Origin of the sequence: Enterobacter cloacae complex sp. 2024EL-00227 (genome assembly GCF_043945315.1) — a bacterium.
Lineage (GTDB): Bacteria > Pseudomonadota > Gammaproteobacteria > Enterobacterales > Enterobacteriaceae > Enterobacter > Enterobacter roggenkampii.
In genome coordinates, this window is the sequence record NZ_JBIMQP010000026.1 from 1 (window position 1) to 19357 (window position 19357).

Below are 19357 nucleotides of genomic sequence, written 5' to 3' on the forward strand. Positions count from 1 at the left end.
TTCATCAGGCGCGGAACTCATCAAGGCGCGGGAATAAAATCCCATTCAGACGCCGGATAGATTCAAGCAAGCCAACTTGTCGTCAAAATCGGTGTTGCAAAAACGGGAGTGACCATAGATTCCGTTTTCCAAGCGGACCCCATAGTGAATTCAGCACTAAGCGCCGTCAGACCCGAAAAGAGATTTTCCTCTCCCGCATGGAGCAGATTCTGCCATGGCAGAATATGACCGCTGTCATCGAGCCGTTTTATCCCAAGGCGGGCAATGGCCGACGGCCCTATCCGCTGGAGACCATGCTGCGTATTCACTGCATGCAGCATTGGTACAACCTGAGCGACGGTGCCATGGAAGATGCCCTGTACGAAATCGCCTCCATGCGCCTGTTTGCCCGATTATCCCTGGATAGCGCCCTGCCGGATCGCACCACCATCATGAATTTCCGCCACCTGCTCGAGCAGCATCAACTGGCCCGTCAATTGTTCAAGACCATCAATCGCTGGCTGGCCGAAGCAGGCGTCATGATGACCCAAGGCACTTTGGTGGATGCCACCATCATTGAGGCACCCAGCTCTACCAAGAACAAAGAGCAGCAACGCGATCCGGAGATGCATCAGACCAAGAAAGGCAATCAGTGGCACTTTGGCATGAAGGCCCACATTGGTGTCGATGCCAAGAGTGGCCTGACCCACAGCCTAGTCACCACCGCGGCCAACGAGCATGACCTCAATCAGCTGGGTAATCTGCTTCATGGAGAGGAGCAATTTGTCTCAGCCGATGCCGGCTACCAAGGAGCGCCACAGCGCGAGGAGCTGGCCGAGGTGGATGTGGACTGGCTGATCGCCGAGCGTCCCGGCAGGGTAAAAACCTTGAAGCAGCATCCGCGCAAGAACAAAACGGCCATCAACATCGAATACATGAAAGCCAGCATCCGTGCCAGGGTAGAGCACCCGTTTCGCATCATCAAGCGGCAGTTCGGCTTCGTGAAAGCCAGATACAAGGGGCTGCTGAAAAACGATAACCAACTGGCGATGTTATTCACCCTGGCCAACCTGTTTCGGGTGGACCAAATGATACGTCAGAGGGAGAGATCTCAGTAAAAACCTGAAATAACGCCAGAAATGGTGGAAAAAATAGCCTAAATAGGCTGATTCGATGTCTTTGCGGGAAAAAAATCGGCCCAGATCCGCGAAATTTTAATCAGCGAGTCAGCTTGGGAAGAAATGACCTGCTTATTCGCACCTTCCCTAAGAATAATCACAAGGAAAAGCTGAGTGATAATAATCCCAAACTCGGTTTCATTAACATCAACGAAACTTTGCTGATTGGGGGACATAACAGTATAAAGTGCCAGTTCAGCAGGAACATAATAACCATAATGGTTATTTAGTTCACAATAATTGAATGTAGTATTCCACACCGAAAATAAATTATCTTCGATAAGATTCATAATAACTTGAGGAGCATATTTCGAAAAGCGTCCGAAAGCTAATGCAGTCGCATGGGACATGGCAGTAGTGCCAACATGAGTAGTTAAGATTTGCATAAGATAACTCGATCCCGAATTACGGCGGGCGTCCGGTGGAAAACATTTTTCCATGTGAATATAATATCAAAACAGCACCCTTTTGACCAGGGCGACAATGATAAAAAATAAAATATTTAACGACTCTGATTCTGATGCGTCAATAAGTAAATCGTGGGGCCCCACTTGTGGGTTCCGATTTAGTTGTTGAAGCCACTACCTGTAATTAACCTTATATAGGGGGGTTGGTGTCCACAGGATGCCAACCCCCATGATAAGCGTATTTAATTAAACCTGATCCTGTTGTGGGCGCGTTCGTGAATACCTGGCTCGGCCTCCATGACCTCTTCCTCCAGAAGGGCTGTACCAGTGGCAGGAGTATCTTCATTCAAAACCATAATAGGCTGGAAGAACTCTTTAATACTAGCGGATTGCAATGTCGGAGCTGAGGTATTTGATGCTCCATCACTATCATTATATTCGGTAACAACATCATCAATATTTTGATAGTCTTTCGCATTACTTAATAGCTTTTCATTATTCGTAAATAATAGTTTAGCGCTTTCAGACTTATCTAAATATTCTTTTAGTCCATGAGAATCCATACTGCGAATTTTATCATCACCAGGAACTTCATAAACTGAGACTTCATAATTGTGACCTGATGACTTATGGACTTTGGTTAAAAAATTCATTTGCTTTATTGCTTCATCCAAACTGTCTTCAATAAAGCAAGAATCACTTAATTCTTCATAAACAACATGTACTACCGGAGCTGATGATTGTACAGAAACAGAGACGGATTGAGCATTAAAATTTCTAACGGACTCGGTGAAATCACCAATAACAGCATCACCGGGAAAATCATTAACCGTTGTCCAGAAATCAGATGTTACAAGCTTCAGCTCGATTTGTACTATCTCGTCCCTTATTTGCCGGCAAGTATCGTAATTATCCGCACGCTGATTTTCCGGGAGCTCTTTGTTCAGACGGGCCTTTTTATCATGAAGTTCATGATACGCAGCATCAGTCAGAGGTTCGGGAACAACGTATGCCTGTTTATCATACTGCCAGAACCCGGCAAAGAGAGGGTCTCCTATTGGGTTATAGACAGTAAATAACCTGGGACTGTAGTACCCGGGCAAGGGATCGTGCCCATCGAAATGGTTCTGATTAGTTTCAACAGTTTCTTTTTGAAACTTCTCAACTAAAGCTAAAGCTTCCTGAATCGTATTGGCACCCTCACCTATCTCGAACTCGATTTCAGCATTGTAGGTAGAGTAACCATCATCATCAACACACGTGTGCCAGCCTTCCACAAGGACACGTAGTTCCTTGTCTTTACGTATTTCGTTAAGTTTTGCATCATCCTGGATTTTCTTGGACCTGGCTAATACTTCCTCAACATCAGGAAGCAACTCACCGGGTTTAGCCTCGTTACGCATTGTCCACCAAACTTCAGCATCTGGCCGGTTTTCATAACATTTAAGGCTCAGTTCATCTACTGCACTGGAGATAGATAACGCAAGAACGTAATTAAATTTACTGTCGACAGCTCCGGCATCATATAAAGCACTAAACTGACCAACGGCATTACCCAGGCGCGATTCGCACTCCTCGGCTGTGATCAGTTTGGTCTCATAAAGGGCTCTGATAACGTCAATCTGACCTTCAATCTTTGCCAGTTCTATAGAATTATCAATAGTCATTTTTTTCTCCGGGCGTGATAGTTATGGATTCATTTGCGATCTGGCAGCAGCTCGGGGTTCAGTGGTTCCAGAGTATGCGCAGTTTTCTTTGATAGCATTCATAACATCGGTTTTCTGGCGAATCGCTTCGAGGGCTTTGTCGACAATATCGTAATAGGCATTACGGTCATCCTTCGGAATCGCTAATTCGGCTACGAATGAAGAGGCGTCTTCCAAGGAAAACAGCTCAATCATTTTTTCCTTATTCTCGTTCATCCAGGCTTTGTAATTTTTACCTGAAGCGAGGAAAGCTTTGCTCTTGTTTTCTTTTTCAATGAACTTTATTGATTCTTTGTTTTCTGCGCTATCAGGATCGTTTCCCTTTAATTTATTTACAATGAAAGGGTCACTTGTAAGTACCAGTACGTCATTATCATCAATGTTACCCAGTATCTTATCGAATCGGGCTTCCTGCTCACTTCTGTCATTCAGAGCCCCTTGTGTAACTCTATTGAATAACTCATTCATAACCTTAGCTTGCGTTTCCATAACCTCTCCATCAAAAAATAAGATTAACTTTCACTCAATACGTATTATATGTAATTTATGGGCAGTGGTCACGTCCTCGTGGTGCAAAAAACACCCTGATTAGAGGTGGGTTGACTCGTCTGATCAAAGGAGATAGCTTGCCTGGCACACGCTCAGCAGCCTGCAGCAACAACCCGCACACCTTTTTAAGTCCGACTATTTAGTCAGACGAGTGTTACTAATGGTGAAAGTTTCCAGATAAAGTATCGGTTCGAGAAACCAGGCTGTTCAGATGCAGAAGGTGTGAAAAAGGCTCCAGTAGGAGCCTATTTAAGCTTTAGTATCTGTCGTAAACGCTTTTTTTAATTTAGTCCAGTGAATGTTCACCACGAATCTTTGTATCATAAATTTGCTGAATAAGAATTTCCTGTGTATTACCACGTACTACGCGACGCGTTACCCAGAAATAAATAATTAACATTGCATAGTGAAAAGTTGTTGCGTTTAGTTCAATATAAAGGACAAGTTCCTCCGTATCTTTTGGGTGAAAAGGGTGATAACGTGGCACTTCCTTTGTATAATCAGTAAATGATTTCTCGACCCAGGCGCTCAACTGATTAGTTTCATCTATAGGCGGCGACTGTATTATTCTAATAGCCCTACTTACGCGGGGGAAATATCCATAAAATATTGGATTACCATCGGTTTCATCCCATCTTCTTTTTAAGTCTATGACTCGATTCATTCCACGATGCTCGGTAGGGTACCTTAGTACCCGTGCAACCTGAGGATGAGAAACTAATTTTAATATTTCCCTGTCATATTCCATCGATATTGCACGATCACGTAAAACTTCATTTATTTTTTGATGCCAGAAATTGTGAGCGGCTAATTTATCTTCAAGCCTTCTTACCGATTCACTGAAATTATCGTTCATGCTTGCTTCTCCACTTTAAAAGCTAACCCGCCATTGACCTCCAAATCGACTCTTTCTTTTCGGGTGCTCCGTACAGGGAAGGTTTTATTTATTGGTGCATATGCTCCACCTGCGACGTAAGCTGCCTGAATATAGTTCCTTGCGTCATTAAATGCTGTTTGGCGAAGCTTGGCTTCCTCGGCCTGCAGTTTGGATTCTAAGTCCTGAAGCATTTTATTTCCCTCTTCTGTTGAAGGAGGTATTGGAACAGCCCAGGCAACTGATGATTCAAGCTTTTGTCCCTGAGCCTGAAACCTTCCTCTATGTGCCTGTTTGGCTGAGTTTTTAGCAGTTTTTGGTTTCTTTGCCATTGTCTAATTCCTTTATGATAATGATAAATACCTTTTAGTAATTTCCGCTGCCGTTTTCTCCATACTAGGGTAGACGGTACTTTCGGATATATTAAGCTGTGCCAGCTCAACAAGAATGTTGTTTTTATTGGCTACTTCAACTCTGTTAAGAGGGAAGTCAGCATCTGTTTCAGGTAAAACCGGATCTAGTCCGAACAATAAAAACGCACCTGCCTGAGACTGTATACGTTCATTATTGATTTTAGCCTTAAGGAAAATGACCTTTTTTAGATCATCCGAAATTATTTTGTTTCTGAAGGAGGATTTTTCATTCTGTATGAGGTCTGCAAGTTTATCAGTGAGTTCCGATATCTCTGAAGAATCTTTTCTGTCGACAATTGCTGATAATTTCCCAAGCTCTTCATATGATAAAAGCGACAAGTTTGCTATGCAGCTCACTGTATCAGAGTCAAAATATTTTATTTTCTTTCTCTCTGTTGAGAAAGATATTACCTGGCCATTGTCGTCAGGGTTAGAACAGCACGCAAAATAGAGTGCTATCAGTGGGTTGGATGTGATATCCAAGAGTCTTGTAGGCAAGCCGTAATGCTGCATACGTACAAGCTTATCTATCGTATAATTATCTTCCCTGAAGTCATTTGGTCTTGCTGTCAGTATTTCTCGAACTAAGTCAGCCTCTGATGCCAGATGTCTGTGAGTACCGTTTTCATTTTTTCTGTAAAGAGATGGCACAAGCTCATATGCACTTTTAGAGTGTCCGCGATAAAAGGTTACGAGACCTTCCTGAGTGTTTTCTTTAATAAACTCGAGATATCCTCTGATATCCGAAATGACCTGGTAAGTTTGTTTTTTTAAATTTATTTTTCCAATCGACCGGGCTGTTTTAATGTTTAAACCAAGCCATTCCAGAACAGTATTCAAATTTTTATCTTTTACAGCCCAGTGGGTACGACTCAACCCGAAAGATCCAAGTTCAAGCACCTGCTTATATAATGCAGTTTTGGGGTTTTCTATTTCTCCAAAATCATGGTTAATCTTAAACGAAAATAAAATATCATCCCCATCTTTATGTAAATTGCTTATTTCCCCAAGCCTGATCCTGATGTACCTGTTTTTATCATTATCATCATCTTTCATATAGGTTTCGGTCATAAACAATACCGGTAGCCGGGCGAGTGCTTTTAGGGTTTCTGGTCTTACAGGTATTAATTTGCTGTAGATACTGGTTGGGGTGCCTTCCAGTATGCGGGACATCGAGAAGCTGTCGTTGCCCTCTTTAAGCTCAGGATTCATGCACGGCCAGCGGTCAAAAACGTCCGGCTCTCCGGCCATGATTAAGTTAAACATCGCAATCTCCTGATTTTACTGACGAAAATTTGAGTATTTTTTTTTATGCCTTCATTTTGTCTTAAAGTCACAACGGTTGTCCATGGTTGTTTGTCTCTCATAAGTCACAAATATTTGGATGTTTGTTTTAATCAAATCTTGCCAACCGATAGGCTAAAACAATCAAATTTCCTTATTTTGTCCCACACAAACCCACCGCCGTCTCAAAGGCACTTAAAATATGCCATTTTTAGCGCCTGGAATGCCACTAATTCCCACCATCACAGTCAGTTTCGAGTTTTTTTTCATTTTTTTATCCACACGCCAATAACGGGCTGTTTAAATCCACAGGATGGACAAAGCAATCCTTTCGCCCAATACTGATGACGAACCCCAGGTTCACATGTATGTTAAATCTCACTCCGTTAGAGGAATTCCCAGATGGGTAAAGTAGTTAAATTTCAACCAAAGCAGGTAACTGCTAAACGTGATCCGTGGTGTTCGCCGCTCACACTGGCCGACGGCACACAAATTTCTGGTGGCGCCGCACGCGAGAAACGCCTGAAGGCTGTCGGGGGAGTGGAAGAGCTGCTGCGTCAGACTCTGGCCAACGCGTCACACATTGCATCCAAGACCGGCTAACCCTTTGATAAGAGGTAAAAAATGGGATTTTTTGATAACAACACGCTCACCGGCAACATCGCCCGCATTCAGGAGATGAAGCAGGGTAAAGCAGGGAACAAGAAAATCAGCGATACCTTCAAAAAAGAAGGTATGGAGCTTGAACCTCACCATATCAAGGCGTTATGTGAGGCAGTGCCCCAGCTGAAGAAAAAAGTTCTCCGGAAGAAAACGGCACAGGCAGTTATTACTGAATGTGCAGCCAGCAGTACAGAACGCAGTTCCGGAGGTGATTTTGTTCCTGAAGGAACCTGAAACCCTTAACATGAAAGGCAAATATTAGCTGGTACAGTGATATTTGCCTTTTCCCCACCACGCCTTCTTTCTTTACTTGTTCTGCGTCAAAAGTGTTATAGATCCGCACGCCCTCCCCTGCCCTTTTTTTTCCTGAATTTCCTGGATATGCCCCCAGCCCTTACCTCTGACCACAACATAAGGTGGGCCGCTGCCGCGCATACCCGAATTAGTCCGGATCTCAGGATCTTTTTTATGCGTTAAAATTCGTATTTTTCCAGAAAGTTACGCAAAGAGGATCTTCTGTCAGGTATTTATTTTCCGTGCAGCGGCCAGAATGATGATGCACAATACTGTACAGAGACACAGTTATCCGTGCTGAGCCTGCAAACAAATTTCGTATACGAAAATTTTGGTGCGTGCGGATTTTAAATTCTGAGGAAAATTCAGGGCTATGACTCAGCAGAATTCACGTAGCGCGCTGCGCGATTTTTCAGGCCATGTGGTGATCGGGGACCAGAACAACGCGTCACTCTGGCATCAGACAGACTGGAACCGGGCAATCACCCTTCGCAGGATGGTGATCGCCAGCGGCGCGGGCCCGATGTATCTTCTCGCGCCGGAAGTCTCTGCCCTCCTCTGGTATATGGAAGATCTCCGGCAGCTGGCGTATTTCTCCACGCTCTGGAACACCGGCGCCAGGCCAAACGAGGGTCTCGCCCTCTCCCGCCAGGATTTTGACATGAATGCAGTTCAGCCTTTCGTTACCCTCAGAACGCTGAAGCAGAGAAGCCGCGGCCGCGGCAGGCCTTCGAAGGATGAAGCTGTTAAACGCTCCGTGCCGTTGTTCGATCCGTCGTATGCGAAACTCATGCGCCAGTTCTTTGCCACCTTCCCTACTGCAAAATCTGCGCCACTCTGGCCGGAGTCGCATGATACGGTTGGCCGGTGGCTGAAGCGTGCCGTTGACCGCGCAGCTCAGGATGGCGTCACCTTTACGCTTCCGGTCATTAACCCGAAAACGCTACGTCACAGCTTTGCTGTACACCTGCTCTATAACCGCGTGCATCAGCGTGAGCTGCAGGAACTGATGGGTCACAAGTGCGCTGAGAGTACACAGGTATATACCCGTATCTTCACTCTCGACATTGCAGCCGGCAATCACATCACCTTCAGTTTCGACAGTCAGACGGCCGTTGAGGCATTACGTCTTGGCAGTCCGGACACCTCACTTCTTTCCGGGTAGCTGCGATCAAAATTTTCGTATACGAAATTTTTGGTCCGCTGCCGCACTCTGCCTTGTTTCAAACTCATATACCCTGGCCGGTTCTGGATTATATCTAGCCTGATGTTGTCCGTAGCCGGTACTCATGCGCCGGGCTGGCTCTGTGTTATCCTTTGTACTTTTTCGTATACGAAAATTTTTTGTATTGTCGTTTCCTGATACGCGTTTGAACGATAATGTCCCGTACACCTGGTTTTAAGTTGCCGGTATTTACAAGGCAGCGGCATACCTCAAGACGAAAAATGACGTTATGAATGCACCTGGCGCCCTGATACCCTGAGCAATTTTTCGTATACGAAAACTTTGCGGTTTGGTCCTTTTTTTACCCCAGGCTCACGGACGTTTTAGCATCATCCGGACCGGATGGAATTATGTCTTACTGATTTTCGTAGACGAAAATATCTCGCTATTCTCCCGATGCCTTCCCATAAGTAACGGGAAGGGCTTCACCGTTTTATCGTACACAAACTTATCTTCTGCCGACGTCCCTACTCCGAACCAGTAAGACAGTTGTAACGACAAGTAAAAACTACCTGAACCTGGATTTTCGTACACGAAATTCCAGTGTTCAATGGAAGAAAGCTGAGAAGGGGCAATCTGGTCACCGTTCACTTCCGGCGGTACTACACCATTCTCCGGCAGTGAACATAGCATAGTCTTCATTCAGCCCGGCTATCGAAGGAGCTGCCAATTCATTCGACCAGATTGAGCTATGCTCGTGATGATTTTTCGTATACGAAAATTTTGCTGAAACTTATTCATCTGATATGAACCAGTCACGTGATTTTATGAAGGGAAGGGAGGCGTGCAGAACCTGAATTTTCGTGTACGAAAACTTTGAGGTGCATAAACAGGTGAGGAGAGGAGGGCGATCAGGTTACCGCTCTCCTTCAGCTATGCTACATCATTCTATGTTAGAGAAATATGTATAGCCTGGTATCTGTCCGCAAATCTGAGTTACTTCCGATATCATTCGGCCAGGCCACGCCGTTAACACCAGGAATTTTCGTACACGAAAATTTGCAGGGCCTTATCCATTTGACATGAGGCAGTGAGTTGATTTTTGAAGGGAAGGGAGGCGGGCAGAACATGACTTTTCGTACACGAAAATTTTGAGGCATATAAGCAAGGGAGAAAAAGGGGGGGGAGCAGTTTTCAGTTAATCTTTTAATGCGCGATACGTTTTTTTTCGTCTACGAAAATTTATTAGGCGCAATATTCTCGTTCGCCCAAGACTCTTCCGAGGTCATACCGCCAGGTTAAGCAGGGGGCTCGTCTGCGTTTTTCGTATACGAAAAGTTTTACATCCGAATCCAGAGCAGGGTAGACGGCCATTAAAGTAGTGGCTTATAAGTTAGAGGGAAGTTCATCTTTTTCGTATACGAAAAATTCCCCCGATTTCTATCGTCCAGCCAGTTGGTGGTAAATCACAAAAGAAAGTGAAAAGTGTATTTTATGTCGTGGTGAAAAAAAGATTAAGTCGTAATTCTGGTTACACCTTAAATCCTGTACGAATCGGCTATCTCATACGTTAAAACCTTCAACATCATTACCAGTCATTAATACCGAATACAGGGATTATCTAAATGTACCGGGTCTGTCGATGGCCAATTATCTGTACAAGATTACTCCGTTTGTAATTATGGATTCCTCTGCTTACTCTCATTATCCAAAATCAGAGAAATATTCTGCACTACAGATTATTCGTGAAAATGGAAATTTAAACAGGATTTGCAGAGTATAACGCCATATAAAAGTGGTTTTTAAGGTCCATTGATTTGGTTCAAATGATAGATATCATCTGTAAACTGACAGACCAAATGACTTTTAGCACATTGCAGTAATCTGAATTTTTTAATTTTAGATTCAGCATCAGCTGTATTATCCGTTATACTGCCAACATGCCGGTGCTGCTCAAAGACCTTTCCACGGGGGTGGTTTGTTGATGGGTTGCCCGGCTTTTCTATTTTTTTATTGGGCTTCCGAACTTTCCGAAGATGATGATGATGGCCATGGCAAGTCGAAGAATTTCGTATACGAAAATTTTGGAGTCCATAAATTCTCCTGACCAGTCTGGCCAGGAGAACATCTGGTGTCAAACTGAAGGTTTTTGAAGATTTGAACTATCAGGTTCTTTTATCATATCCAACTGATTATCCTCACTATTTAGTTGTTCTTCAAACCATGAAACGGGTGTGTCTTCGTTCTCCATACGCATTCTTTCCGCGGCATCTTTATATGCCATATGGCTGGTATAAAACATAACGACAGGTGAGTCCCAGAATTCTTCCGCTGCGATGGTACCGGTTGCCGGAGAGATCCCCAAAAACTCGTTGTACTTCTCCTGAAGCACGTCCTCAGTACAGATACCTCGTTCTGCGAGATCCGCGAGATACGGTGTAAGTGTTTCCGTTAGAAATCGCAGTGCCTCTCCGCTTCTGAATTTATCCGCTACCGCCAGATCATCATCCTCGAGGTAATAATTAAAGACGTGAGGCTTATTAAGTAAATCTGCATATCTATCATGAAGCTGAGATAAAAGAGAATTGACCCTTTCAACATTATCGGGAGACGTTGTTATAGATGCCGGCTCCGGGATGTCAGTCGCGGTGTTCGGCTGAAAAATACGAAGGAAATTAATTCGAAGATTCTCTGCTACTTTGCGCCGGAGATCTGAAGCAGTTAATTCGTCACTAAGCTCATTTTGCAAACGTGCAGAAGCAAGAACAGGCTGAAAGTAATCTGCCGGTGTTACAGGAGTAGACATAAGTAATGCCTTACAGGCTGTGGAGTGTTATCACACTATACGTATTGTATGGAATTTATGCTATCTCGGATTAACAATTAACAGATCAACTACTGTCATCATCTGCACATCTTTCAGAACGCACCCTAATCTGGCTGGATTGCCCAGAATCACCTCCCTCAAGACCAGGATCTATACCTTTGGCAGTTACGGATACTAAACAAAAGCTGGGGGCAGTTATCTGATGTACACCATAATTAACGTTCTGGTCATGCCCGGCAACAGCCTCCCGAAGAGGAATGACATCCCGTTTGCTGGCCAACTTCATGGATATGACATGCTGATATCGCGCGACCGTCTGACGGCTGAGTGAAGTAGCCGCTGCGATTGCAGTCAGGGTGATTGAAGTACCAAGTTCCGTCAGTCTGGCCACGGCCAGGCGAATCTTTCCTTCCGTACTACTGCGACGTTTCTCATGCGTCCTGGTTGCTGACAGTCTTTGTCTTTCCTCAATGGGGAGTGATTTATCCAGCCCCATCGCACCACGATGGCATCGTGAATTACCGGTGTAGAAATCCCACGTCCACCGTGACACGCTTTTTACAGTGGCATTGACCTGTGAAAGGGAAAGGTTGGCACTGAAGCCCCTGGCGCGGAAATTGTTATGGTTATGCGCATAGGCTGCGACCTCCTGCTGGAAGCGCTGATAGCTCGAGGATTCACGCATTCTGGCCACAATTGAGTAGGCGTAATAACGCAGCTCTTCAAACAAGGTGCAGTGACGGGAATGTGCCACGCTGTCGAGGTCCGGGCCCTTGCTCCAGCTCCTCTGGGGTAATTCAACATAGTCAGCAAGTTCACCCAGCTCGAACTCGCGATCATGAATCTCAGTAGTGTCCCACCAGGGGTGGAAAGGTGTCTTGGCCACAGGCCCGGAATAGGCGACGTCTGCATCGAGCTTTATGGCCATAGCACGATAGATGGCTTTCATGTACTGCAGGGGACGGCTGCGTGCATTCTCTGTTGTGCAGACTGGGATTATTGCGTAGTAGAGGTGAGCATGACCGTTTTCACGGTTTCTGACGATGAAGTTTGGTGCCGGCAGTCCCTGATCGTCCCAGATGTTCGCATTCGAATGGTCCAGATCGAATATCAACCAGGACACCATTCCACTGCGGTTAACCTGCATATAGGGATAGCGAATGGCATACGCCACCGGTCGGACAATAGCGGCCGTTTTGTTGTCACTGCATCTCGGCAGGAACGGCGCTTCGCTCAGCAACCGTCGAGCTGAAGAGGAGCGGGACCACGCAGCTGGCTGAACGCTCATGGCGTTACATCCAGTACGCATAAAATGATAGTCGCCAGAGGCGGGCAGACCGTACAGCACGTTTTAGACGAAAAAATCATCATAAATCCTTTTTAAGGTGCGCAGAAAACTTGCGAGCCTTCAAAAGAGGAAGTAAGATGACAACACGTGCCTACCAGAGCATTGTTGTTGTTGATTTGTAGCGGACGTTACCAGCGCCTACCACGCGTCTATCTTACTTCCTCTCGAATCGGCTCGACAAACTAGTTGTACAAGACTTAAATACAGGGACTTTGTGTTACCAGCACAAAGTCCTTTGTCTTTTCAGCCCTGGACTTCATCTTCGTCGATTATCTTAACTTTTACTTTCTTGAGTTCTCCGGTTTGCGAGGACAATGTTTCCAGCGCATGAGCTGTATTTCTGAAATAGCGGGGCATCTTGTTCGCCGTTGAAAGCCTGACCGTCTGATTGAAGACAGTCACAACATCCACAACCTTTCGCTTTCTCTCATCGGATCGATCCGTTGAGATAATTACGCCAGAAACGCCACCTGAGATCGCCAGTTCAGTAAAAACCTTTAACTGCATGATTTTACCTTCCTTTGCGACATTTACTAATCATTTATTATCAGTATACAATGCCCGTATCGCAAGGTATTTTTAGCAAATTCCCGATCTTTTCGATCTGGTAGAAAATGAGCGCAAAATGAACAGTTCGGTAGCCAAAAATCAACTCGCTTCACTCCGTAACAACCGGATACTTCGCCGTGCAATAATTCCAGGTAAATATCATATCGCGGCCAAACTAATGGCCCGCTCTCTGAATATCCCGGTGGGTGAAATCTACGATCAAGCCGTTGAACAATTTCTGGCTGCTCCTCCGGCTAAAGAGGACTTCATTCTCGTCGGCAGAAAAAACAACCCACCAAAAGTCAGCTTCTGGCTCAGTTCACACCTGAGTGAAAGAGCAAAAGCGCTGGCTGAGTCACTGTCACTGACCGAGCATGAAGTACTGATTACTGCCATCAACGACTACGCCAGAAAGCATAATTTTGATCGTATTAAGACCGGAAAAGGGACAGGGTCCGCTAAAAAGGTCTAAAATTTCACGCAGTACATATAGCATGAAATGTGGTACAGGATCCCGAACATTTTTAAGCATTCCCTCCATCCCCCCCAAAATTGCACTTAGAGATCAAAATTTCCTTTCGGGAAATGCACAACAAGCGCATCATGTAGCCGCTGGAAACAGCACCAGAAGAACCATCCCCCCCCTGAAACACATACCTTGCTCTGCATGAAATACAGAGCAGGGGAGGTGTTGGACAACCCGATACGGGGCGTCAGATATAGATTCAAAGAAATTTATTGATAGAAAATACCAGGGTTCCTTTTTCGCGATAATTACATATAATACGCACTACATGTAACTTTTGCGGCCGCGAGATATCCCAAATGGATGATTCACAAAATTCGAAAAAAAGCCCCACTGAACAGCATCAATTAACGAGAACAGCGGAAGAAATCTCAGATATTCAGAGGCTTCTTGATGAGGCACGCGAGTCCGTTCTCTCATGTCGTCGTTTATCCAAGGCATCGTTGATAAATACCGTGACAAATCTCGGTCTGGTCGTACTGGTTGCGATCATGTTCATGGTAATCCTTACGCAGAAACGTGAGTATTTTGCTACAAATCCAGAAGGTGGAATTACACCACTTGTTGCTCTGGATCGCCCAATCATCACCGACGACGGCGTAAAACTAGTAGCGCGTGACTCTCTCTATCTGATTATGAATCTCAACTTCGATACGTATAAACAGGATATTGAAAGAGGACGTTCTGGCTTCGTTGATGAAGGGCTGGCGAATATTCTTCAGGCGATGAAGGAGGCAGGAATTTTCGACATCATGAAGAAGTACCGAGTTAATATTCGGACTGAATTCGGCCCCGCAGTTATTACAGCTAAAGGCATCAGCAAATCAAAAGTGGCCTACTGGAAACTTGAATACCCCATCACGATCAGATTCGTTGGTCAAAGCTCAGTTACAAGGCCTATGAATTTCACGCTGCAGACAACCGTTAAAGCAGTCGAACCAAAAGTAAACCCAGCAGGTGTGGCTATTTCACAGGGAATTACCCGGCCTGTTAAAGATTCGGCCGTTAACTGAGCTAAGTAACCAAGGGTGGTAATAATGAATTACAAGATAGCATTCGTGGCCACGCTACTGGGACTCATTTGTCAGCCATTGAATGCGGCTGTTTCGTCATCTGGCAATGTGTCAATCGTGGCTTCAGTGGACCCTACCGATTCAGCGGTCCCTTTTCCTGATGGTCCTGGGGTAGAAAAGGGTACCGGTGACCAGGCACAAATGCGTGCCACTTTGAACAATACCGCACCTGATAACGCCGCATCTTCGCGGCGTTTCCCGGATCAGACGTCTTTCGAGCCTACACAGGCTGATTCTCAATCGACAGGAGGCACGAACTCACGTTCGGGTCGTAGCGGTAATCAGCAGGAGATGATGTCAACCAAGCAGGCCTTGATGGAAGGTATTCGCCCGGGGAATCTGTCCCCGGAGGATATTCAGGAAGCGTTGTCCGCAAGGGATGAGATGAGCGCCAGTCTGAACACTCCTGTGATAAATGCAGTCCCTCAGATAACCTCTCAAACGATCAGTCTTTCTCCGGGGGATGCGACACCTGTAGTTCGTGTCGCTCCTGGGCGGCCGACTTATATTGTGTTTGAAGATATCACCGGCGCTCCATGGCCACTTGAGTATCCGCCAATAAACCACAGCGGTGCAAAACGATTCTATGTCAGTGGCTTTGAAGATAAGCCTTTTGTAACAATTCAGCCCCTGGTCACATACGGTAATGGTGATGTCGGTGTGATACTGAAAGATTTACCAGTACCTGTTGCTTTAGTGCTGGCAAACGCAGAACCCTCATCAGCTGACAAAGTGTATAAATATGACAGCAGGGTTAACATTCGAATCCCGCGTCGCGGTCCCCTTGCACCAGTTAATACAATCACCACAGTAAACAAAATCGCGCTCTCCGATCCTGAGCTGCAGTCACTGCTGGATGGTATACCACCAAAAGACGCCAGCAAGCTTAAAACAGACAACAAACGAGTCTCAGTATGGCGCCGAGCTGACAAGCTGTATGTCCGTTCTGTACTTGAGTCTCGCACCCAGTTTTCCAAGACGCTTTCCTCTGCAGATGGTACTCACGTCTATGAAATGGAGATCTCTCCATTCATCACGATGATGGAGCAGGGCAGCACTATCACGGTCAAAGTGGAGTTATAGATCATGGCCAAATCGAAAATGATTAAATCCATAGTGGGTGGTGATAAATCCCGGAACGCTTATATCGCCGGTGGTTTTTTTGCCTTCATCCTCTTTGCAATTGCCATTATGTGGATTGTTTCTGTTAGCTCTAAGCCCTCTGAAGAATCAAAATCCCAGATGGCAAGAATCACAAGCCGCCAGGATATCTCTACCGGCGAGAACAAGGCTTATACCAAGCAAATAGAAACCTTCAACTCCAGGAAAGCTGAGGAGGCGACGAAAAGCGGTTCAAGCTGGATATCCATACCCGCGTACTACGACATAAAAATTGATACGCCAGCCCAGCAAAGAGCCAGTGCTCCGGTTAAGCAAACCGTGTTCAAAGAGCCAGAAACCTCTCAGGTAGCAACTGGAATGAAACCTGCCAATATTGCTCGTCAGGAAGCACAGGAGCTTCTGGCGCAGCTTTCTACCTCGTGGTCATACTCTGAACCGTCTGATGCACCAGTCAGAACTCCACCTGAATATGCGCAACGCATCATGCCAACAGTAACGACTAACGCATCACTGAACGCGGCAGCCCCCGTTGTGGCGCCCACGATCGCACCTTACCGTCTCTATGAAGCCCTTAAAATCTGTCCGGCAAAATCCCTGGTCAAGCTTGATACCAACACCAACTCAGCAGTGCGGGCCACGCTCATTTGCCAGGAACTGGCCAATGCGACGATCTTCGCCGGCGGGTACAAGTTAGTAGGTGAAGACATTGATATGACGTTCTCACTCATGACCTACAAGGGTGAAACCTACAAAGTTCAGGCTAAGCCAGTAGATCTTGATACTGGCCGCTCAATGCTATCCGCAGAGATCAATAACAACTACATTCGCCGCATTCTTGTGCCGGCGCTGGCCAGAGCGACTCAAAAAGTCGGGAGTCTGTATGAGAACCAGTCAAACAGTACAACCTATGTCAGTAATGGCACGGTAGTAACAGACAGCTCCGGCAAGGTTGATGCCGATCAGGTAAGAGGGACTTTCATCGGTGGTCTTGCTGAACAAACGGCAAAAGTACTTGAAGCGGATAACGCGAGAGTACCGCCTGTACAGGCGACACGGGATGAGTCGACTTTCGGAATTATGTTCCTGTCTCCGGTTATGAGCTCTGACGCAGTGGATAAAAGCAAACCATCCGTCCCTTCGGTTCCACAACAGCCTGCAGCACAACAGCAGATGGACAGCCAGCGGCAGGTACTGCAGCAGAGCAACATGCTGTCGCCAAATCCGGCTTCAGAAAATGGACCTGTTTTCGGAACTGGTTCAGTGCAAATCAATTAAAAAAATTTATCCCAAAATTATCATTTAATAGGTATTATTTGTAATGAAAGCAAACAACGGTCTCGATGATACCAATGATTTCACTGAAGCATTTATGACTGAAGACATCCCGGAAACTGATCCGGTAGTTCCTGAAGAAATGGTGGCTACCAGACCAGCCAAGAACCCGAAAAAGGGGAACAATCTTGTCCGTTACCTTATCTACGGTTTTGGTGGTGTGGTGCTGCTTTTCATTATTCTGTTTATCTGGGCAGCGGTAACAGCTGACAGTTCAGAATCAGCCGGACAACAGCAGACGCATCAAGTTTCTAACGAAACCAATATCAATGCTGCTGGAACCGTTCCGGCTGCTTCCGTTCCAGCAAAACCGGTAGAGCACGAGTCTCTTGAAGAAGATGCTGAGGACGTAGCGCAACTCAAGGCGCAGCTTAAAGCTGCCCAGCAAAACACGGCCATCAGGGATGAGAAGTATAAAGCTCTGGCGAGTGCATACGTACAGTTACAGGCTGATTACAAGCAACTTCAGGATAATCAGAACAAAAATAACGGGCGAACTTCGACTAATAAACCGGAATATGCGGTCCTGCCGGTACTTAAAGGTGTCTCTCTTGTCTCTGTTTATGATGGATACGCTTTTGTGAAGAAAGGGAACACGGTCTATTCAGTTAAAAAAGGAGATAAAGTCAACAATGCGGTCGTAATTGAAATAGATCCCGTTCTCAGGAAGGTCATTACGGCCAAAGGGGTGATTGAATAATGGAAGATATGTCGGTTGCGTTTATAAATCTTATAAACAATATCACGGTTCCTTTCTGGTCACTCCTCTGGGCCATTGGCGGAGCAATGGGAACGGTATGGATTATCTCCCTCGGTTTGAAAATGAAACGAGGCACAGCACCAGGTGCTCCAGCGGTGACTCCAGGGGAGATATTTGGCGTACTGGCCATTGCAGCATTTATCGCAAACTATGGCAGCTGGATTGGCGCATTCAGCAATAGTGCCGGGCTCGGAGATGTTAGTTTCGGGGTGCTTTCTTATGTAGATGAAGGGGGCAACTTAGGTAAATTCGCAGGTGTAATTAATGCTGCTCTTACCTTTGTTTCTATGATGGGCGGTCTTTTCGGTATGAAGGGACTTTACCTGCTGAAACAAAAAGCCAGCGGCGAAGGTAAAAGCGGCGATCTGTCGATGCAGGCCATTATTCATATTATTAGTGGCGGTTTTTTAGTTCAAATAGCACAGCTGTTATCGGCTTTTGCCAACAGCATCTGATAAATACACAAGGAATATTTCATGCGTAAACTTTCAATTTCAAAATTCAAAATGATTATGAAGTATGCAGTTCTGATGCTGAGTTCTTATTTACTTTTTTGTGCCCCGGCAAGTGCTGCAACTTTACAGGACATCATGAACAAAGCTAAGGAGGTCCTGTCGAGCGGCAAGGATTTAGCGATCGTTCTGGGTTATGTTGCAGCCGTAGTTTGTATCGTCGTTGCAGGCTTCAAACTTAAGGCGAAAGCGGATGGCGATCAACAAGTTAAAGTTATTCAGATTATTATTTTGTTCCTTGCTGCGATCATTCTTGGTGGCGGTACATTCTGGGTACAAACAACGGCTGATTCACTCGGCGTAGAAATCCAGTCCAATATTTAACATTACATGGCTCAGGGGCAACCCTGGGCCTGGAATTTTTGACATGGCCAAACGACTGACAGCTGACGAATTATTCAGGGAGTTTGCCACAACGGATTCTCCTTTTGAAAAGTGGCGCTTATTTAGTCACATCACAAATGAAGCCACCTTCATTTTTCTACCCAACCACCTGCAGAAGAACCTGTGCAATCTGCAGTTCGGCATTTTTGAAGAATTGCGTAGCAGTGATACGGAAAAAGTAAAAGCGGCTCAAGCTCTGATGAAATGGCTTTTATCCCACCAGGCCATCGTCAGGGAACATTATGAGAGCGCAAGTCCGGCAGCAGTTTATCGCGCACTTAAAAGTATGACTCCAGATCAGATTGAGCAGGTGACAGAAGTTAACAGAAACCTCTTTCTGGTATTCAACCCGTCCCTTCTGACTTTTAAAAAGCAAAACTTTATCAACAAATTCCTCTTCTGGAGAAAATAA

Annotated in this window: 21 protein-coding genes; 12 read left to right on the forward strand and 9 right to left on the reverse strand. The window is 45.5% G+C overall.

What is annotated here, in order from left to right:
• The first annotated feature begins 182 nt into the window (after positions 1–182).
• The gene (locus ACHH0Z_RS23845; protein WP_102046718.1) at positions 183–1097 is read left to right on the forward strand and encodes an IS5 family transposase; all 915 of its coding nucleotides are present in this window, start codon (positions 183–185) and stop codon (positions 1095–1097) included.
• 38 nt (positions 1098–1135) lie between these two features.
• Here ACHH0Z_RS23845 and ACHH0Z_RS23850 read toward each other — a convergent pair whose 3' ends face one another.
• From ACHH0Z_RS23850 to ACHH0Z_RS23875, 6 genes are all read right to left on the reverse strand, one after another.
• On the reverse strand, positions 1136–1543 hold the full coding sequence (locus ACHH0Z_RS23850; protein ID WP_084832249.1) for a hypothetical protein: 408 nt from the start codon (positions 1541–1543) through the stop codon (positions 1136–1138).
• 263 nt (positions 1544–1806) lie between these two features.
• The gene (locus ACHH0Z_RS23855) at positions 1807–3231 is read right to left on the reverse strand and encodes a hypothetical protein (protein ID WP_045336767.1); all 1425 of its coding nucleotides are present in this window, start codon (positions 3229–3231) and stop codon (positions 1807–1809) included.
• A 21-nt stretch (positions 3232–3252) separates the two neighbouring features.
• The gene (locus tag ACHH0Z_RS23860) at positions 3253–3759 is read right to left on the reverse strand and encodes a hypothetical protein (protein WP_045336770.1); all 507 of its coding nucleotides are present in this window, start codon (positions 3757–3759) and stop codon (positions 3253–3255) included.
• 346 nt (positions 3760–4105) lie between these two features.
• Entirely contained in the window at positions 4106–4675 is a 570-nt protein-coding gene (locus tag ACHH0Z_RS23865) for a hypothetical protein (RefSeq protein ID WP_047722389.1), read from the reverse strand.
• A complete protein-coding gene (locus ACHH0Z_RS23870; protein WP_045336772.1) occupies positions 4672–5025 on the reverse strand; it encodes a hypothetical protein in 354 nt (117 codons plus the stop codon). Before ACHH0Z_RS23870 ends, ACHH0Z_RS23865 begins: the two co-directional genes overlap by 4 nt.
• A 12-nt stretch (positions 5026–5037) precedes the next feature.
• Positions 5038–6372 carry an FRG domain-containing protein gene (locus tag ACHH0Z_RS23875; protein WP_045336774.1) on the reverse strand — a complete coding sequence of 445 codons (1335 nt, stop codon included), beginning with the start codon at positions 6370–6372 and terminating at the stop codon, positions 5038–5040.
• Positions 6373–6792: 420 nt separating this feature from the next.
• On the opposite strand from ACHH0Z_RS23875, the gene ACHH0Z_RS23880 reads away from it, so the two are divergent.
• The 3 genes from ACHH0Z_RS23880 (at position 6793) to ACHH0Z_RS23890 (ending at position 8512) form a co-directional block, all read left to right on the forward strand.
• A complete protein-coding gene (locus ACHH0Z_RS23880; RefSeq protein WP_045336775.1) occupies positions 6793–6993 on the forward strand; it encodes a hypothetical protein in 201 nt (66 codons plus the stop codon).
• A 21-nt stretch (positions 6994–7014) separates the two neighbouring features.
• Entirely contained in the window at positions 7015–7287 is a 273-nt protein-coding gene (locus ACHH0Z_RS23885; RefSeq protein ID WP_045336777.1) for a hypothetical protein, read from the forward strand.
• Positions 7288–7720: 433 nt separating this feature from the next.
• Complete coding sequence (locus ACHH0Z_RS23890; RefSeq protein WP_084832250.1) at positions 7721–8512, forward strand: tyrosine-type recombinase/integrase; 792 nt, start codon at positions 7721–7723, stop codon at positions 8510–8512.
• 2134 nt (positions 8513–10646) lie between these two features.
• Here the strand turns inward: ACHH0Z_RS23890 and ACHH0Z_RS23895 are convergent.
• The 3 genes from ACHH0Z_RS23895 to ACHH0Z_RS23905 form a co-directional block, all read right to left on the reverse strand.
• Entirely contained in the window at positions 10647–11318 is a 672-nt protein-coding gene (locus ACHH0Z_RS23895) for a hypothetical protein (protein ID WP_045336779.1), read from the reverse strand.
• Positions 11319–11403: 85 nt separating this feature from the next.
• The gene (locus ACHH0Z_RS23900) at positions 11404–12627 is read right to left on the reverse strand and encodes a replication initiation protein (protein WP_084832251.1); all 1224 of its coding nucleotides are present in this window, start codon (positions 12625–12627) and stop codon (positions 11404–11406) included.
• A 303-nt stretch (positions 12628–12930) separates the two neighbouring features.
• Positions 12931–13194: a hypothetical protein gene (locus ACHH0Z_RS23905; RefSeq protein ID WP_045336782.1), complete on the reverse strand. Its 264-nt coding sequence runs from the start codon at positions 13192–13194 to the stop codon at positions 12931–12933.
• Between the two features lie 118 nt (positions 13195–13312).
• Here ACHH0Z_RS23905 and ACHH0Z_RS23910 point away from each other — a divergent pair, with 118 nt between their 5' ends.
• The 8 genes from ACHH0Z_RS23910 to ACHH0Z_RS23945 all read left to right on the forward strand — a co-directional run bounded on the left by ACHH0Z_RS23910 (position 13313) and on the right by ACHH0Z_RS23945 (position 19357).
• Positions 13313–13708 (forward strand): hypothetical protein, encoded by a 396-nt coding sequence (locus tag ACHH0Z_RS23910; protein ID WP_106672333.1) that lies wholly within the window; start codon positions 13313–13315, stop codon positions 13706–13708.
• A 353-nt stretch (positions 13709–14061) separates the two neighbouring features.
• Positions 14062–14775 carry a DotI/IcmL/TraM family protein gene (locus tag ACHH0Z_RS23915; RefSeq protein ID WP_047722390.1) on the forward strand — a complete coding sequence of 238 codons (714 nt, stop codon included), beginning with the start codon at positions 14062–14064 and terminating at the stop codon, positions 14773–14775.
• 24 nt (positions 14776–14799) lie between these two features.
• On the forward strand, positions 14800–15918 hold the full coding sequence (locus tag ACHH0Z_RS23920) for a DotH/IcmK family type IV secretion protein (protein ID WP_052672923.1): 1119 nt from the start codon (positions 14800–14802) through the stop codon (positions 15916–15918).
• Positions 15919–15921: 3 nt separating this feature from the next.
• On the forward strand, positions 15922–17232 hold the full coding sequence (locus tag ACHH0Z_RS23925; protein WP_052672924.1) for a DotG/IcmE/VirB10 family protein: 1311 nt from the start codon (positions 15922–15924) through the stop codon (positions 17230–17232).
• A gap of 43 nt (positions 17233–17275) precedes the next feature.
• On the forward strand, positions 17276–17989 hold the full coding sequence (locus ACHH0Z_RS23930; protein WP_045409087.1) for a hypothetical protein: 714 nt from the start codon (positions 17276–17278) through the stop codon (positions 17987–17989).
• Positions 17989–18504: a conjugal transfer protein TraQ gene (traQ, locus tag ACHH0Z_RS23935; RefSeq protein ID WP_045409089.1), complete on the forward strand. Its 516-nt coding sequence runs from the start codon at positions 17989–17991 to the stop codon at positions 18502–18504. Before ACHH0Z_RS23930 ends, traQ begins: the two co-directional genes overlap by 1 nt.
• 21 nt (positions 18505–18525) lie before the next feature.
• Complete coding sequence (locus ACHH0Z_RS23940; RefSeq protein ID WP_045409092.1) at positions 18526–18885, forward strand: hypothetical protein; 360 nt, start codon at positions 18526–18528, stop codon at positions 18883–18885.
• Between the two features lie 43 nt (positions 18886–18928).
• Positions 18929–19357: a hypothetical protein gene (locus tag ACHH0Z_RS23945; RefSeq protein WP_045409094.1), complete on the forward strand. Its 429-nt coding sequence runs from the start codon at positions 18929–18931 to the stop codon at positions 19355–19357.

What these genes read in the sequence shown, in the direction of transcription:
- ACHH0Z_RS23850 (WP_084832249.1), bottom strand. Translation starts at nt 1,543, where the DNA reads ATGCAAATCTTAACTACTCATGTTGGCACTACTGCCATGTCCCATGCG.
- ACHH0Z_RS23855 (WP_045336767.1), bottom strand. Translation starts at nt 3,231, where the DNA reads ATGACTATTGATAATTCTATAGAACTGGCAAAGATTGAAGGTCAGATT.
- ACHH0Z_RS23860 (WP_045336770.1), bottom strand. Translation starts at nt 3,759, where the DNA reads ATGGAAACGCAAGCTAAGGTTATGAATGAGTTATTCAATAGAGTTACA.
- ACHH0Z_RS23865 (WP_047722389.1), bottom strand. Translation starts at nt 4,675, where the DNA reads ATGAACGATAATTTCAGTGAATCGGTAAGAAGGCTTGAAGATAAATTA.
- ACHH0Z_RS23870 (WP_045336772.1), bottom strand. Translation starts at nt 5,025, where the DNA reads ATGGCAAAGAAACCAAAAACTGCTAAAAACTCAGCCAAACAGGCACAT.
- ACHH0Z_RS23875 (WP_045336774.1), bottom strand. Translation starts at nt 6,372, where the DNA reads ATGTTTAACTTAATCATGGCCGGAGAGCCGGACGTTTTTGACCGCTGG.
- ACHH0Z_RS23880 (WP_045336775.1), top strand. Translation starts at nt 6,793, where the DNA reads ATGGGTAAAGTAGTTAAATTTCAACCAAAGCAGGTAACTGCTAAACGT.
- ACHH0Z_RS23885 (WP_045336777.1), top strand. Translation starts at nt 7,015, where the DNA reads ATGGGATTTTTTGATAACAACACGCTCACCGGCAACATCGCCCGCATT.
- ACHH0Z_RS23890 (WP_084832250.1), top strand. Translation starts at nt 7,721, where the DNA reads ATGACTCAGCAGAATTCACGTAGCGCGCTGCGCGATTTTTCAGGCCAT.
- ACHH0Z_RS23895 (WP_045336779.1), bottom strand. Translation starts at nt 11,318, where the DNA reads ATGTCTACTCCTGTAACACCGGCAGATTACTTTCAGCCTGTTCTTGCT.
- ACHH0Z_RS23900 (WP_084832251.1), bottom strand. Translation starts at nt 12,627, where the DNA reads ATGAGCGTTCAGCCAGCTGCGTGGTCCCGCTCCTCTTCAGCTCGACGG.
- ACHH0Z_RS23905 (WP_045336782.1), bottom strand. Translation starts at nt 13,194, where the DNA reads ATGCAGTTAAAGGTTTTTACTGAACTGGCGATCTCAGGTGGCGTTTCT.
- ACHH0Z_RS23910 (WP_106672333.1), top strand. Translation starts at nt 13,313, where the DNA reads ATGAACAGTTCGGTAGCCAAAAATCAACTCGCTTCACTCCGTAACAAC.
- ACHH0Z_RS23915 (WP_047722390.1), top strand. Translation starts at nt 14,062, where the DNA reads ATGGATGATTCACAAAATTCGAAAAAAAGCCCCACTGAACAGCATCAA.
- ACHH0Z_RS23920 (WP_052672923.1), top strand. Translation starts at nt 14,800, where the DNA reads ATGAATTACAAGATAGCATTCGTGGCCACGCTACTGGGACTCATTTGT.
- ACHH0Z_RS23925 (WP_052672924.1), top strand. Translation starts at nt 15,922, where the DNA reads ATGGCCAAATCGAAAATGATTAAATCCATAGTGGGTGGTGATAAATCC.
- ACHH0Z_RS23930 (WP_045409087.1), top strand. Translation starts at nt 17,276, where the DNA reads ATGAAAGCAAACAACGGTCTCGATGATACCAATGATTTCACTGAAGCA.
- traQ (WP_045409089.1), top strand. Translation starts at nt 17,989, where the DNA reads ATGGAAGATATGTCGGTTGCGTTTATAAATCTTATAAACAATATCACG.
- ACHH0Z_RS23940 (WP_045409092.1), top strand. Translation starts at nt 18,526, where the DNA reads ATGCGTAAACTTTCAATTTCAAAATTCAAAATGATTATGAAGTATGCA.
- ACHH0Z_RS23945 (WP_045409094.1), top strand. Translation starts at nt 18,929, where the DNA reads ATGGCCAAACGACTGACAGCTGACGAATTATTCAGGGAGTTTGCCACA.